The sequence below is a fragment of the Shewanella sp. SM29 genome (genome assembly GCF_025654245.1).
GTDB lineage: Bacteria > Pseudomonadota > Gammaproteobacteria > Enterobacterales > Shewanellaceae > Shewanella > Shewanella oncorhynchi.
Genome location: NZ_JAKKRN010000003.1, coordinates 82,103 through 97,585, shown reverse-complemented (window position 1 = coordinate 97,585; position 15,483 = coordinate 82,103). Strand labels below are relative to the sequence as shown.

12 protein-coding genes are annotated in these 15,483 nt (G+C 42.6%); 3 read left to right on the top strand and 9 right to left on the bottom strand.

The genetic code is table 11. From position 1 onward, the window contains the following. Positions 1 to 146: 146 nt before the first annotated feature. Positions 147 to 1,820 carry a diguanylate cyclase gene (locus L5L77_RS02875; RefSeq protein WP_263221992.1) on the bottom strand — a complete coding sequence of 558 codons (1,674 nt, stop codon included), beginning with the start codon at positions 1,818 to 1,820 and terminating at the stop codon, positions 147 to 149. A gap of 245 nt (positions 1,821 to 2,065) precedes the next feature. On the opposite strand from L5L77_RS02875, the gene L5L77_RS02870 reads away from it, so the two are divergent. Continuing rightward, positions 2,066 to 2,917 (top strand): DMT family transporter, encoded by an 852-nt coding sequence (locus tag L5L77_RS02870; protein ID WP_263221991.1) that lies wholly within the window; start codon positions 2,066 to 2,068, stop codon positions 2,915 to 2,917. A gap of 63 nt (positions 2,918 to 2,980) precedes the next feature. Here the strand turns inward: L5L77_RS02870 and L5L77_RS02865 are convergent, their stop codons facing one another. From L5L77_RS02865 to L5L77_RS02855, 3 genes are all read right to left on the bottom strand, one after another. Then, the gene (locus L5L77_RS02865) at positions 2,981 to 3,520 is read right to left on the bottom strand and encodes a YfaZ family protein (RefSeq protein WP_263221989.1); all 540 of its coding nucleotides are present in this window, start codon (positions 3,518 to 3,520) and stop codon (positions 2,981 to 2,983) included. A gap of 166 nt (positions 3,521 to 3,686) precedes the next feature. Continuing rightward, positions 3,687 to 4,205: a GNAT family N-acetyltransferase gene (locus L5L77_RS02860; RefSeq protein WP_263184738.1), complete on the bottom strand. Its 519-nt coding sequence runs from the start codon at positions 4,203 to 4,205 to the stop codon at positions 3,687 to 3,689. A 91-nt stretch (positions 4,206 to 4,296) separates the two neighbouring features. Continuing rightward, entirely contained in the window at positions 4,297 to 5,667 is a 1,371-nt protein-coding gene (locus L5L77_RS02855) for a magnesium transporter (RefSeq protein ID WP_028760672.1), read from the bottom strand. 151 nt (positions 5,668 to 5,818) lie between these two features. On the opposite strand from L5L77_RS02855, the gene L5L77_RS02850 reads away from it, so the two are divergent. Then, a complete protein-coding gene (locus L5L77_RS02850; RefSeq protein ID WP_106651117.1) occupies positions 5,819 to 6,304 on the top strand; it encodes a glutathione peroxidase in 486 nt (161 codons plus the stop codon). Positions 6,305 to 7,320: 1,016 nt separating this feature from the next. On the opposite strand, the gene L5L77_RS02845 is transcribed toward L5L77_RS02850, so the two are convergent. The 5 genes from L5L77_RS02845 to L5L77_RS02825 form a co-directional block, all read right to left on the bottom strand. Beyond that, positions 7,321 to 9,174, bottom strand: a complete 1,854-nt coding sequence (locus tag L5L77_RS02845) for a M1 family metallopeptidase (RefSeq protein WP_263184741.1) — start codon at positions 9,172 to 9,174, stop codon at positions 7,321 to 7,323. 614 nt (positions 9,175 to 9,788) lie between these two features. Further along, on the bottom strand, positions 9,789 to 10,760 hold the full coding sequence (locus tag L5L77_RS02840; RefSeq protein ID WP_131522972.1) for a PstS family phosphate ABC transporter substrate-binding protein: 972 nt from the start codon (positions 10,758 to 10,760) through the stop codon (positions 9,789 to 9,791). Positions 10,761 to 10,988: 228 nt separating this feature from the next. Then, complete coding sequence (gene phoR / locus L5L77_RS02835; RefSeq protein ID WP_105249762.1) at positions 10,989 to 12,287, bottom strand: phosphate regulon sensor histidine kinase PhoR; 1,299 nt, start codon at positions 12,285 to 12,287, stop codon at positions 10,989 to 10,991. 80 nt (positions 12,288 to 12,367) lie between these two features. Continuing rightward, positions 12,368 to 13,057 carry a phosphate regulon transcriptional regulator PhoB gene (gene phoB / locus L5L77_RS02830; protein ID WP_006085167.1) on the bottom strand — a complete coding sequence of 230 codons (690 nt, stop codon included), beginning with the start codon at positions 13,055 to 13,057 and terminating at the stop codon, positions 12,368 to 12,370. A 186-nt stretch (positions 13,058 to 13,243) separates the two neighbouring features. Next, positions 13,244 to 14,212: a porin gene (locus tag L5L77_RS02825; RefSeq protein WP_263184744.1), complete on the bottom strand. Its 969-nt coding sequence runs from the start codon at positions 14,210 to 14,212 to the stop codon at positions 13,244 to 13,246. 291 nt (positions 14,213 to 14,503) lie between these two features. On the opposite strand from L5L77_RS02825, the gene rdgC reads away from it, so the two are divergent. Continuing rightward, positions 14,504 to 15,418, top strand: coding sequence for a recombination-associated protein RdgC (gene rdgC, locus L5L77_RS02820; protein WP_113941038.1), 915 nt, complete (start codon positions 14,504 to 14,506; stop codon positions 15,416 to 15,418). Positions 15,419 to 15,483: the final 65 nt, after the last annotated feature.

Sequence of the window (15,483 nt, the reverse complement as noted above, 5' to 3'; positions counted from 1 at the left end):
GCTAAGTCGCAAACTTGGACACTGCTGAGTCCAAGCAAAATGAAGCTAATAAATCTAAGATAAAAACATAAACGGCGCAGATAAATTCTACGCCGTTTATGTTTTCTAATGTTCTACTAAAACGATTATTTTAACTTTTTCAATAGCTAGCTTAAATGTAGCCTCACATCGACACCGCGAGTATCTGCATACTCTTGACGACGCTTATCCATACGCGATTGATATAAGTGAGTGTCAGCAGAACGCAACCACTCATGGGGATCTGCGACCTCAGTGTTTAACGACATCCCAAAACTACACTGGCACTCTTTAAAACCATGGCTTGCTAATTCTTCACCTAAGCCACTCAAAGCACTCTGTAATAACTGGATACCAGCAGAAGGCGTCACAATCACAAACTCGTCACCACTAATACGATAAACCTTCATGTGCGCTAAGTCTGTTGCTTGCAATAACTGCACTATCAACAGCAATAATCTATCGCCTTCTTGATGGCCGAGTGTTTCATTGACACTTTTCAGACTATCGATATTCAATAGTGCTAACGCCATCGGTTGCACGACTTTATCGGCAAATCCTAATTGTGAGTTCATATATTCGTCAAAGGCATAACGATTACCGACTCGCGTTAATCCATCTAAACGTGCCTTTTCCCATGCAATCGCTAACTCTTCAATATGCGCCTTACGTTCCTCAGCAAGTAATTTCAGCTTATTCGCTAACGCTAAGGACAGTAATAACGCATCAGCCGTACCGCCCATCAGAGTCGCAAGCTCTGCATGTTCAATGAAATCAGGAGTGAGCCCCATATTTCCGGGTAAAATAATCACCGCAGGCAACAGCAAGCAAGTAAAGGCAAGAATAAAATAACGCGCAGGAGCAAAGCCTTTCATCAAGCACACATTACCGCAGGTAATCGCTAAAGCAATCCATAGCATAATCAGTACAGAGGCAATAATTGCCGTATAGGATAACAACCAAATACTGGTCGGCAGAGCCACAATACAGGCAAACATTAAATACTGACTAAGACGCCACAGCCGCGGAGAGTAACTAGGCAACTGCAGGAAGTGCTTGTAAAACATGATATTAAAAATAGGCAAACTGATGAAAAACAGATGATGCAACTCAAGGTAATGGAAATTAAATAAGTGTGCGGGCAAATGGAAAGTCAGTGCCCAGCCACCAAAATAAGCAAATACGTAAAGGCCATAGTAGAGAAAGGCTTTATCAAGAATAGAGATATAAATCAAAATATTATATAAAGCGATAAACAATAATCCGCCTAAACACAGCAGCACTGCCATTGCGAGACGGTCAGACATAAGTTGATGATCCGCCACACTTTGCAATGCTATCTCAGGGGGAGAGGAGTAATAACGGCTGCTCAGCTTCACTACCAGCCAATAATCCGTGCCCATATTCAAGGTGACCTTACGGCCATAATCGAATAAAAACTGGTATGGAGCACTGTAGCCACTGTGGGCATGTTGTACGCTGCCGTCACTGCCGAGTATCCAATAATCTACGGATTCAATAATCGAATTACTTGCATCCACTACCCAGTTTGATTGACGTTGATTGACCATCACAGGTGTAATCATCCAATAATCGCCACCGGTTAAGCTGACCGAACTAGCTTCGTCGAGTTGTCCCATCCAATGGGGCACGGTTTCAAACCGCTCAGGAGGCTGTTGATCCGCTTTAACATGGAACAAATACGGGGAGTCCAACGCAATTTCAGCGCTTAATACAGAGGGACTTAATGTCCACAAGAAAAGTAAAAAACACCCAAATAGAGTTTGTTTAAGTTTGTTCATCGGCTTATTTAGTTAAAGGGCCATAGATCATTTTTACAGCTATGAAGAAAATGCTAATGCTGTCAATCTTAGTCGATAGTTGGATTTGTAGGTTAACTTTATGGCTACATTTAGTTTTTTACAATCAGTTAGGCTAAATTAGTCGGATATACCATACCTTATGATGCTATTTTAGTCTCAAAGTCCAAACTGCGGCATGAAATTCAAGATACACCTTAATACTGACTTATTTTTGCTGGGATCCTATGCAGCCTCTATTGATGATTTTAGCCGCACAACTCCTAATTGCCAGCGGTAACCTATTGGTTAAGTTGCTTGAAACCAATGCGCCTGTTTTTCAACTGGTGCTCTACAGGCAATTATTTGCCACTCTGCTTGTACTGCCTTTTGTGTGGCACTTACAGGGTAATCTTAAACTGAGTCCTTTTTACAAAGTGCATCTCGCCCGCGCACTATTGATTGGACTGGGCAACGCCATTTTTATGCTCGCTATTTTGCATCTTCCGCTCGCAACAGTAACAGCCGTGATTTATACCTCACCCCTGTTACTGCTAATACTATCGGCCATTTTTTTAAATGAACGTATTGGTTATCGACGCACGGTCGCAGGTCTTATCGGCTTTAGCGGCATTTTGCTTATCAGCCAACCAACAGAATTTAACCTGTACATAGGTTTAGCCTTTTTCGGTGCCATGACATCAGCGTTGAATAGTTTGATTTTAAAGGCCTATTCGACCCATGAACATCCTTTTTCCATGCTCTTTTGGTCTAATGCCTTTGCGATGATATTTCTGATACCTGCGACCTTATACGAAGGCGCCGAATTTAATTTACCAGTGGCGCAAGTGGGACTGACTTTGGGACTATTTTACATTGCCATGACCTATCTCATCATCCATGCCTATCGACGTGCCGATGCGAGCCAAATGGCACCAGTAGAATATACAGGATTGATTTTTGCAGCCTTGTTAGGCTGGTGGATACTCGATGAAGAACTCAGCCTAGTGATTTTAATCGGTATTGGATTAGTCATTTTCTCATCCATATTGCCAAGCTACAGTGAGCTAAAGGCGAAATGGAAAAGCCGGCGAAGTTAACCTCGGCCGGCTCTTTAATTCGACATCACGATCGCAATATAGCTAAATCAATATGCCTTGTGCTTAGAAACGGAATTTACCGCCAATATACACACCATCTTCGAAAGTAAAATTGCGAGCATCATCGTATTCGAAGGCAATCTTGCGGTAACCAACATAAAGTGCCATGTTTGGCGTTATACGGTATTGCACTTTTGAGTCTAATTCATAATGACCATCAACATTGCCAAATGACAATACAGACGGTGCATAGTAAGCCGCGGCGTGCAGTGAAATATTGGGTCCCATTGATAGTGCATAACGACCACCAACAGAAACGGCACTGCCATTGGGTGAATAGTCAGACCAAAGCTGGCTTAACTGAGCACCGACCTCAAAGTGATGCACACCCGCATCATGAGTCATGTGCATTGCACCTTGAGCGATATGGCCGCCTTCATCCGCATAGATATAACCCAAAACCGCGTTAGTATCTTTGTTCAATTGCAGTTCTAACTCAGTTGAAACCACATTGTTGTTCAACCCAAGATTAAATTCTGACGCATTCACTTGCAGCGCTGCTGCACTCAATAATAAGACACTTGCTACTCTGAACTTAGCCATAAAAAAACACCTCAATAATGACTGTGGGTAATAGCCGCGGATCATACCGAATAAATAAAGAAAATCAGCCTATTTGCGTATAAAGAGGGATTATTTGCGAGGAATATACAAATATAAAACAAGATTAAAACACATTAAGATCTAAGTATTTTCACTTACAACACAATTAGACCGCAGGAGTACGATCGCCAACTAAAGACTGCATTATCGCTTCAGCATCGACACTAGCGCTTAAAGCTAAGTAATACCAACCCACAGTATTTCCTGTGCCACGGATACTCAAATAATTACGCCAAAACTGAAAACCTGCCTTCAATAAATTAGCTTGACTCGACGTGTTCTCGGCGCGAATTGTGGCGTATAAAATCAATATCCCTAAAGCCTTAGCCACTTCGATACGTTTTTGCGTTAAACCTTGAGCTATGCCTTGACGCCGATAATAGGGCGACACCACCAGATAACCCAGTTCACCGACAGTGCCTTTATCGACAGTGCCTTTACCGGCTTTTATCGCGGCGCAACCGACAATCTCACCCTCGATAGTTTTCGCTAAGATCACCGCACGAGAATGGAAAAAAACCTGATGATCCAACGGATGAGCATTATCATCACGTCCATCAATTAATTGTGCCGCCAGCGCTAATTCTTCCGGCTTTTCACCTATAACAAACTGAATGTTATTCATATCCAGATTAAACCGTTAATGTTGCCAACATACGGTGAATGCACACCAAATTGCCGTGCATTCATCTTCCAAACTCACCCAAGAACCTACGCTACAGATATAACAACGTCGCCATACCTAAGAAAGTAAAGAAACCCACCACATCGGTCACAGTCGTTAAGATCACTGAACCCGATAACGCCGCATCTTGATTAAACTTCTGCAACACCATAGGCACTATCACCCCAGCAATAGCGGCAACGGCCATATTAATCAATATCGCACAGCCAATCACTATACCTATCGTCGCTTCACCGAACCACCAGCCAGAGACTAAACCTATCACTATCGCCCACAAAAATCCGTTAACTATGCCAATGCCGAGTTCGTTTTTCATTAGCGAAAACAAGTTACCCGCCGAAATCTGTCCCATGGCCATGCCACGGATCATTAGCGTTAGAGACTGGCTCCCCGCGATACCGCCCATAGAAGCGACAATCGGCATCAACACAGCTAATGCAACCACTTGCGATAGGACATTTTCAAATAAACCAATGGTCGCTGAGGCAAGGAAAGCCGTCAGTAAATTGATCCCAAGCCATACTGCACGGCGCTGAGCACCTTTCATAATAGGGGCGAACAAGTCGTCGGATTCATCCATACCCGCTGTTGCCATCAACTGCGCCTCATAATGCTCACGCACTAATGCCGTTGCGGTTCGTAGCGTCACTCGGCCGATTAACTCTCCGGACTCATCAATCACAGGCAATTCAATTTCGCGGCTGTGCTCTATCGCTTCGGCCGCTTCCAAAAGACTCGTATCGGCGGATAACGCACGGCAGTCCTCAGACAAAAGTGAAATCAATAATTCATCGGGATTATGTTTAAAAATATCATAACGACGAACAGTACCTTGATACTTATCCAGATCATCAACGATAAACAAATTGTCGTTACAGTCGAGCTCGATACGGCGAAAGAAGCGCTGAGCTTGAGCAACTGTCGCCTTATCACTGAGCACCAACATTTGATGATCGGTATAACGGCCGATTTCATTCTCAGAGTATTGATCATAAAGTTCGAATCGTTGTCGCTGACGCTCTCCCATCTGAGCCAAGGCACGATCGGTAAAACTTTCAGGAAGATAATCACTCCACTCAATTAAATCTTCTGGGCTTAATTGTGCAAATAACAGATCCACTTCATTGTCAGGCATCCGCTTCAGGATCCCCATACGTGGATCGGCACGCATTAGGCTCAGCACAGTCACTCTGTCAGCAAATTCAACTTGCTGCCAACGCTCGTAACGCTCATCCAAGGGCAAGGATTCAAGCGCTAAGGCTATGGTTCCAGGTTCTGAGTCATTCAGAATTTCACTAAACACTTCAGCCTGTTCTTCGCCTTCAACTTCAGTGAGTTGTTGAACTACTTGCCCCACATCCGCTTGCATGTTTGTTTCGTATTCTGCGTCATTTTCTATCACACAGATGCCCTTTTCTTTAGCCACAAAATTGCTGTAACTATATTGATAATTAAGTAAATTAGCAAACCCACAAAATAAATTGCGCGCAATTATATTGCTGAAAATTATTTTAAGGTTTATGCTGTTTGGCTAAGATCCTACGGAGGTGAACATGACTACGAATATATACAGCCAATCAGCAACAGACATTCAAGGCAACGCGGTAAGCTTAGAGCAGTATCGGGGCAAAGTACTCTTAATCGTCAACACCGCCAGTGAATGTGGATTTACACCGCAATACAAAGGATTAGAAGCGCTATATCAAAAATACAAAGATCAAGGATTAGTGATTTTAGGCTTTCCTTGCAATCAATTTGGCGCCCAAGAAAAAGCCGATGAACAAGGCATTCAAGCCTTTTGTGAATTGAATTTTGGCGTGACGTTTCCGCTATTTTCTAAAATAGAAGTGAATGGCGAACATACCCATCCACTTTATCAATACCTTAAGAAAGCCGCTCCCGGCGTATTAGGCACTCAAGGTATTAAATGGAATTTCACTAAATTTTTAGTTAATCGCCAAGGCGAAGCAATCGAAAGATTTGCATCAACGACCAAACCCGAAGCATTAGAAAGTAAAATTGCTGCTTTGCTAAAATAATTTAATCACTATCTATTTGAAATCTTGCAGTTTATAAAAATTTAGATTTATTTTAATTTTTTTATGGAACTTTAACCGTACAAGGCCCCTCAAATGTATTGAACAGTGAATGTCTTTTTCATATTCATCATCTCCCTGGGGCTTCTAGCGCAGCCCCCTTGACCTAGGAATAGGTCATTAGGCAACCATTAGGTTGCCTTTTTTTATCCCTTTATTTTATATGTAAAATAAATGTAACAACTAAGTGTGAGCACTCAATATCTCTCAAAAACTTTTTTTGTCTTTTTTCTGATATCGGTGAACTTAATTAAAAATGGCGACTCTGAGTATAGGTAAGGATTAACGGATAAGATTAAATGCACCTTGAGAATGAAATATGTGAAGTCGCAGTTTCATGCACTCAAATGACACAGTTTCTGTTTTATCGCATTGAGTCGAATTGGTTGGTCGTTCATCATCATCTCCCTTTTGGGGCACAATAGAAAACACGCTAGCGCACTGAATTCTATTTGTATCCCGCACTGATTTCCTTGTGGCAACCTTAGGTTGCCATTTTTTTTGCTCAAATTTCAACAAGTGCTAACGCTAGCTCATAGATTAATAAATCTGGCACGCGTTTAATTTTTATCCCCATGATTTTAATGTAAAACAAATGTAACACTTAAGTGTAAGCACTCAGTATTCCCCAGAAAATGCCCCAGAAAATCTTTTTGAAACTTTTTAGGATTTTTTTCTGATATCAGTGAACTTAATTAAAAATGGCGACTCTGAATATAGGTAAGGATTAACGGATAAGATTAAATGCACCTTGAGAATGAAATATGTGAAGTCGCAGTTTCATACCCTCAAATGACACAGTTTCTGTTTTATCGCATTGAGTCGAATTGGTTGGTCGTTCATCATCATCTCCCTTTTGGGACACAATAGAAAACACGCTAGCGCATTGAATTCTATTTGTATCCCGCACTGATTTCTTTGTGGCAACCCATAGGTTGCCATTTTTTTTACCTAAATTTCTATAAGCTGAGTGATTTGTCCAATTGAACTTGAATCGAAGGATGATAGCCTGCACGCGCCTTTGTATAGATGTCTTTTAATTCAGAGTGATATCCCGCAATTTGTAACTCAGCATAGAGTGGCCGCACAAATTTACCACGTCCAATACGCACTAAATAGGCACTTAATGCCGGCAACACAGGATCATAATGATTACGAATCGCGACTCGAAACCAATCACAGGCAATTTCTACATTAGTCGATTGGGTTAATTGGAAGGTTTCATCCAGATCCATCAATTGAACTTGACTAACGACTTCAGGTAATTGGGTCAGAAAATATTGCCAATGGTGCACTCGCCAATCTTTAACGCTTAACCGACCCGCTGCCGTTCCCTGTAGAAAACACGCCAGCGCATCATCGACTTTATCTAAACTCATGGATGTTGGTCCGCAATAGCCCTCAGGTAAGCCTTCACCATAAATCCACGTTAATAGTTCAGCTTCAGTGATTTTATCTGCATGTAATTGCTGTAAAGTTTGTTTTGCGTACTCGACAAACACTTCGGTGGTAATGGCTTTAAACGCAAAATGATTCACATAAGTGAGTAAAAATTTATCAAATTCTACTCGCCCTAGCCTGCGCTCTAAATCATGGACAAACATCGAAGCCTTATCATAAGTAAAACGATTAAAGGCAAGATTAGGATCGTCCTGCTGCACATTAGCGGGTAAAGTTTGCTTATCCTTAGGCAAAGACGCTATTTCTTCTTTTAAGCGACCAAACTCTATTACCCATTCTAATTCTGCCTGTTCTTTGCCGTAGACAGCCTCGACAATACGGTTAGTAAAATAGGTCGTGAAACCTTCGTTTAACCAGAGATCACGCCAAGTCGCATTACTGACCAAATTGCCCGTCCAAGAATGCGCTAACTCATGGGCAACGGTTGACACTAAGCTTTTATCACCAGCAATGAGTGTGGGCGTTAAAAAGGCTAAACGCGGATTCTCCATTCCACCGAATGGGAAACTCGGCGGCAAGATAATCATGTCATAGCGGCCCCATACGTAAGGACCTAACAATGACTCGGCAACGTCGAGCATGTATTCAGTATCTTCAAACTCTTTTGCGGCGGCCGCTAGCATGCTCGGCTCGGTATACACGCCGCATCTTGGACCTATCGCTTGAAAGGCAATATCACCCACAGCCAAGGCCATTAAATGGGTCGGAATAGGCTGTTCCATCTCAAAGTGAAACACACCATTAAGTGGCGTATCGGGATGATTCATCGCGCTCATAACGGCGCGCATGCCTTTGGGCACTTGCACCTTAGCATCAAAAGTGATCCGCGCCTTAGGCGTATCTTGTAATGGGATCCAACTACGGGCATTGATCGGTTGCGATTGACTAAAGAGGTAAGGTAACTGTTTACCCGCGGTTTGCTCAGGCACTAGCCACTGTAATCCTTGGGCGGACGGAGAGGTTTGATAGTGAATACAAACCTGCTTGCAAAGAAATGCAGGTAAAGTGATACACAATTTTTGCCCGAGTATGGGGTCAGCTTCATTAAGCACAAAGTCGAGCGGTTCTTCATCCATTTCTGTTAATGCATTCACCCCCTTTGTAGCATTAAAGCAAGTCACAGCAAGTATGGTTAGATCTCGACTATCAAGCCAAAGCTCTGTTACATCACACTCAAGAAAATCCAAGGACAGCGTCGCTTTAGCGAAAAGACGCTGCGCGTCAAAATCCACCATGACATCCAAAGAGACATGGGTCACTTGCACTTGTTCGGTATTCGCAAAAGAATGGTAATCTCGGGTTAAATCCCAAGGGGCTACATCAGCTAACATACTCTTAGTTGGTTGCAACACTGTCGCCTCGATATTCAAGTTTTGAGCGGTATGTTCTAAATAGTGAGTTATGAATTACCTTGCGGTGGTGACGGGCTTGATAACTTATCACTAATCATTGGAAGGTATTATCGACTGCAAATTTACTCAGAGGCAAATCGTAACTGAGCTTTAAAGATCCTTAGGAACAAGTTTTTTGTAACAGTTCATCTTTGGGTGTAGGTACCGAGTTTGCAATAAGCTATCTCTAGCTTGCTGGATTTATCGGTAGTCACAGTAGAAGCAGCTAAAATTGAGACGTGCAAACTTGGCAAAAAATCGAGTCAGCCTCTTTTTATAAAAACAAAATGCAAAATTATTTAAAATATTTCGCACTTTCCCTGAACTAATTTGATGATGCTGAGTCAGATATTATGAACCGAATCTTTGTAATGAGTTTCTTCGTTCATCATCATTCTCCTTTAGATGGTTTCTAGCGCGACCGTCCCAAGATTCCGAATTGGAATTTACAGCAACCTACTTAGGTTGCTTTTTTTATGTCTTTAATTTGTTCTAAATTCGACATCATCAAACATTTAAAACCACAAAAACAAAAAGGACCTCCTGAGAGGTCCTTGATTAACAAGCCGTTTGGCTTACAAGCGAATACCTACTTGCTCTAAATCTTTAGCAACTACGCTATTAGGCACAGGTACATAACCGTCTTTTTCTACCACTTGCTGACCTTGCTTAGACAACACATAACGCAGGAATTCTTTTTCCATTGGTGCTAAGTCTTTGTTTGGTTGCTTGTTCACGTAAACGTATAAGTAACGTGATAGTGGGTAAGTACCATTAGCCGCGTTTTCAGCTGTAGCTTCGATAAACTCATTGCCTTTCTTAGCGATGGCAACAGCTTTAACACCTGCAGTTTTGTAACCGATACCTGAGTAGCCAATCGCATTCAGAGATTGAGAAACAGATTGCACAACAGAAGCTGAACCAGGTTGCTCGTTTACGTTAGCTTTAAAGTCACCTTTACAAAGCGCGTGCTCTTTAAAGTAACCGTAAGTGCCCGATACTGAGTTGCGACCGTAAAGTTGAACGTCTTTGGCAGACCAGTTACCGTCTAAGCCTAAATCGCCCCAACGTTGGATGTCACTGCTACCACATTTGTGAGTTGAAGAAAAAATGCCATCAACTTGCTCAACGTTTAAACCTTTGATTGGGTTATCTTTATGTACGAATACGGCTAAAGCATCGATAGCTACACGAATCGCAGTTGGCTTATAACCAAAATGCTTTTCGAACGCTTCAACTTCATTAGGCTTCATCTTACGGCTCATAGGACCGAACTGTGAAGTGCCTTCAGTCAACGCTGGTGGCGCAGTAGAAGAACCCGCCGCTTGGATCTGAATGTTGACGTTAGGGTACATTTGTTTAAATTCTTCTGCCCAAAGTGTCATCATGTTGGCTAAGGTATCTGACCCTACAGATGATAAGTTGCCAGATACACCGCTCGCTTTTTCATAAGTAGGCAGAGATGGATCAATCGATGCCATCGCAGTGGCAGAGAATACACCAGCGGCTGTTAGAGTAATCGCGCCGACAAGCTTTTTCAGTTTCATTATGTGCTCCAGTAGTAAGCTAACTAATTTGTAACTTAAGTTTCTTCAGACGCAGCCAGTATCAATCGCTACAATGACAATTCTATGTCCGTGATATGACACTTAAATGACAATGCACTATTTATCGCTTTTTTCTGTCATTAAATAAAGACTCAATAAACCTAGAAATAAAAACAGGCCCTAATGGCCTGTTTTTATTATTTATTGTAAATATTTCACTCACACATACTATTTCTTACGTTCGATAAGATGCAAAGGGATAATAAAGCTAAAAGTACTGCCTTTACCGACTTCACTGCTGATTTTAAGCTTACTGTGATGGTGGTTAAGCGCATGTTTTACTATCGCTAAACCTAAACCACTACCACCAGTTTGCCTTGAGCGCGCACTGTCTACCCGATAAAAGCGTTCCGTTAATCGACCAATATGCTGAGCCGCAATACCTTCACCCGTATCCGTTACGCTAAAGATGGCACCCGTAGCCACACTGCACCACTGCACTGTAATTTTCCCGCCAGGTTCTGTGTAACGAATCGCATTAGAAATCAAGTTAGAACAGGCACTTCTCAGCTGCAATTCATTGCCGTGAGAATCAAGTCCAGGCTCACAATAGAAACTCAATTCATACTTATCTTGTGCCAGCGCCTTAGCTTCCTCCTTGAGCACCTCCATCAACTGCGTCATATTCACAGTGTTTTCGAGGTTAATATCCGCCGCATCTTCAATTCGCGATAACATCAATAGCTGTTCGACCATAGATTGCATTCGTCGTGTCTGCTGCTGCATCAATGCTAACGGCTTGACGTTCATCGAATCAGGCTCAGCCATGCTTTGCATCATTTCGAGGTAACCCTGTAGCACAGTGAGCGGCGTTTTTAATTCATGCGACACATTCGCGACAAACTCTTTTCGCATTCCCTCAAGCTGACGTATACGAGTGATATCCCGCGCAATTAACAGTAACTGCCTGTCACCGTAAGCCATTATACGGATTTCAAGCAAACGCCTATCCGATACCGGCGAAGGTAACTCCAGCGGCTCTTTGTATTGTGCGGATTTAATGTAAGCAGAAAAATCAGGATGACGGATTAAATTATCGATTCGTTGACCATTATCCTGTGGCCACACAAAACCGAGAATGAGTTGCGCTAACTTGTTGCACCATAAAATATTATGCTCTGAATCAAGCACGACAGCGGCATCGGGTAACGCCTCAGCACCTTGACGAAATCGTGCCAGCAGTGCGGCCAGTTGACCGACACGTCGACGATTCTTCCCTTGAAGGCGATAAATACCGTTAAATACACCTTCCCAGCTCCCACTGCCCTGCGGCGGCGTAAGTTTCCTATCCCGCCATAACCAAAAGTTAAGCCGTGATAATTGTCGGTAATGCCAGCAAACTAACCCTAGCGTGCCGATAAAGAGTATCCAGAGAAGTTTCCCTACCAATAAACCTATTAGCGCGCAAAGCAGTAGATATAAACCTAAGCGCGTAAACAACCGATACCCTGAATAAGAGTCAGACATAAATAAACCCAAACATCAGGCTAAATAAGAGGAGCACAAGATAGCGTAAAAGCTAACTTGTGCCTAACAGTTATTCAGCACTAAATGCGTGTAGAGAAACGATAACCAGCGCCACGAACCGTTTGGATCAAGCGGTCATGACCAGACTCTTCAACGGCTTTACGAAGGCGTCTGATATGCACGTCAACGGTTCTGTCTTCAACATACACATTGGTGCCCCACACATTATCGAGCAGCTGTTCACGGCTGTAAACACGCTCAGGATGGGTCATGAAAAAGTGTAATAAACGAAATTCGGTTGGGCCCATATCTAATACAGTTTCACCCACACTCACCCTGTGACTCACAGGATCGAGCATTAAGCCCTGTACATCAATGGTTTCTTCTAAACGAGTCGGTGCACTACGACGCAATACGGCTTTAATACGTGCGACCAGCTCTTTAGGGGAAAAAGGTTTAGTGATGTAATCATCGGCGCCAACTTCGAGGCCTTTGACTTTATCTTCCTCTTCACCGCGGGCGGTTAACATAATGATCGGAATTTGGCGCGTAAACTCATCTTGCTTTAAGCGTTTCGCCAATTGAATACCACTTCCGCCAGGAAACATCCAATCCAATAAAATCAGATCGGGGTAAGGCTCCTTTAGCAGCGCAATGGCCGAATCAAAATCTTCCGCCGCAGAGGTTGTAAACCCATGCTGTTCCATTACAAAAGTCAGCATCTCGCGGATGGCCAACTCGTCTTCTACTATCAATATCCTTGCAGTCATAAGTGATTTTCTGTCAGTGAATGTCAACACGGCTATTATTAGTCATTTTTATTACAGATTTATGAATAAGTGCGCCGCTTGAGCCATATAGTAGTAATATTTGTCATAATAAGTTTATATAACTGTTTGTTTATAGCAATAAAAAAGGAGGCTATATGCCTCCTTAATTGAGCTTTAATGCTAGATTTAGAATTTGTGTTCTAAGCCAACACCAATGTATTTGTCATCATCTGTAGACGCTTCTAACGAACGGTTCGTGTAGAAAGCGAATAGTTTAGTTGGCTTACCTAAGCTGTAGTCTGCACCTACCGACCATGAATCACCAAGTTCTTCCATATCTTGGAACTGAGCTTTTAAAGTAACAGCATCGATATCATAGGCAGCGCTTAATAGATAGCCGTTAGCACTTTCTGCAGTGACTTCAACTGGCATCGACGTTGCAGAATCAAATTTATAGGTTTGCTCTTGTTGCTGGTACATACCACCCAGTTTAATACTGGCTAACTTAGCTTGTAAGCTGGCACGAACAATCTCATATCCAGACACATCTGAGTCATAGGCAAGAGATGCATAAACTGGCGTTTTCTTCAGTTTCGCATCACCATACATGGCCGCTAAGCTAAAACCATCTTGAGCAAATTGACCTTTTACATCATTTCCTTCGGCAATATAGGTAACACCGAATACAAAATCACCAAAGGAAGGCGTAAGGTAAGTCGCCGTTTGAGCAGCGCGAACTTCACCCTTGAACAGCTTACCTAAGTCACCTGAAAGGTCGTTAAACTGATCAACATCACCTTGAGAAATTTTCAACAAGGTATCATTACGACCCACAGAGAACGAACCAAATGCGCCTTTCAAACCAACAAATTGGTTACGTGCAGTAAAGTTATCGCTTGATGCTGCACCTGTATCAACTTGATATTCCACTGTGTAGAAAGCTTCCAGCGAGCTAGACAGTGCAAAATCACCCTTCACACCAAAACGAGAAGCATTACTTTGAATAGTTGTTGTAGCATCACCTTTCTCATCATTTGATTGAGCAGTGACATTCAACTTACCATAAACAGTCAGTGGCTCAGCGGCATTAGCTGAAGCCAGAGTTGCAGAAGCTAGCGCAGAAGCAAGTAGAGTTTTACAAAAAACGTTCATCATTTAATCCTTTCGACGTTATGTTCGTCTTGGTTATTGGTTTGGAACGACCGAAAGTTTGCAATGAATGTGTTTCAATTTTATTTCAATTGTGACCATTAACGTTGGCGTGCAAAAAAGCTGACGCGAAGCCAGGCATAAAACCCAGTAAAAATGCAGGCTGCAGCTAAGCTAATTATTATGTTACAGTTTAATGAATTCTGATCTTCCGTTAAAAATCAGCTATTGAACACAGGTTTACCCCGTCCAAACTATGCCGTAAACTGCCACTTTAATTTTCAATGAGCGCCTCTTATGTGGTTTAAAAATCTTACTCTTTATCGTTTCAATAAACCTTTTGCCGTCGAAACCGAAGCGCTAGAAACTGCGTTGGCCGATTTCACTTTCTCCCCCTGCTCAAGCCAAGATGTCAGTAAATTTGGTTTCTCAAATGCGTTAGGCAAAAAAGGCAGTTCTTTGGTCCATAGCGCTGACAATCGCCATCTGATCTGCGTGACTAAAGAAGAGAAAATTCTGCCAGGCCAAGTCATCAAAGAAGCCTTAGAAGAAAAAGTGGCTCTCATTGAAGATGAAGAAAATCGTAAACTGGCGAAAAAAGAAAAAGATGCGCTAAAAGATGAAATCATCACTAGCCTACTGCCACGCGCTTTTTCGCGTCGAAGCCAAACCCACGCCTTGATTTTGCCTGAGCTAGAAATGATCCTCGTTGATAGTTCAAGTGCCACTAAGGCCGAAGAATTATTAGCGTTATTACGTAAAGCTCTCGGCAGTTTACCTGTGATCCCACTGAGCTTTAAAGCGCCAGTCGAATCCAATTTAACTGAATGGTTAAAACTTGGCAGCGCGCCATTACCCTTTGAAATGCAAGACGAAGCCGAGCTCAAATCTGAAGCTGATGAAGGCGGAATTGTGCGCTTTAAGCAGCAGGATTTGAAAGAAGACGAAGTGTTAGCTCACTTAGCAACAGGTAAGCAAGTACACAAGTTAGCGCTGCATTTCGGCCAATCGATTGCACTATTATTGCAATCAGATGCCAGCGTGAAGCGCCTTAAATTCTCTGAAGAATTTAGAGCAGGGAACGATGAAGTAGGCACTGACGATCCTATGGCTCGTTTAGATGCAGACTTTGCCCTAATGGGCAGCGAGTTAGTCGCCTTGATGCATGCACTCGTGGCCGCCCTTGGTGGACTCGAAGACGCACAAGTTTAAGCAAAACTCGTTAAGCAGACGAGATCTGCAACTCGCTTGTTAGACTGAGCCGTACAAGATAAGAA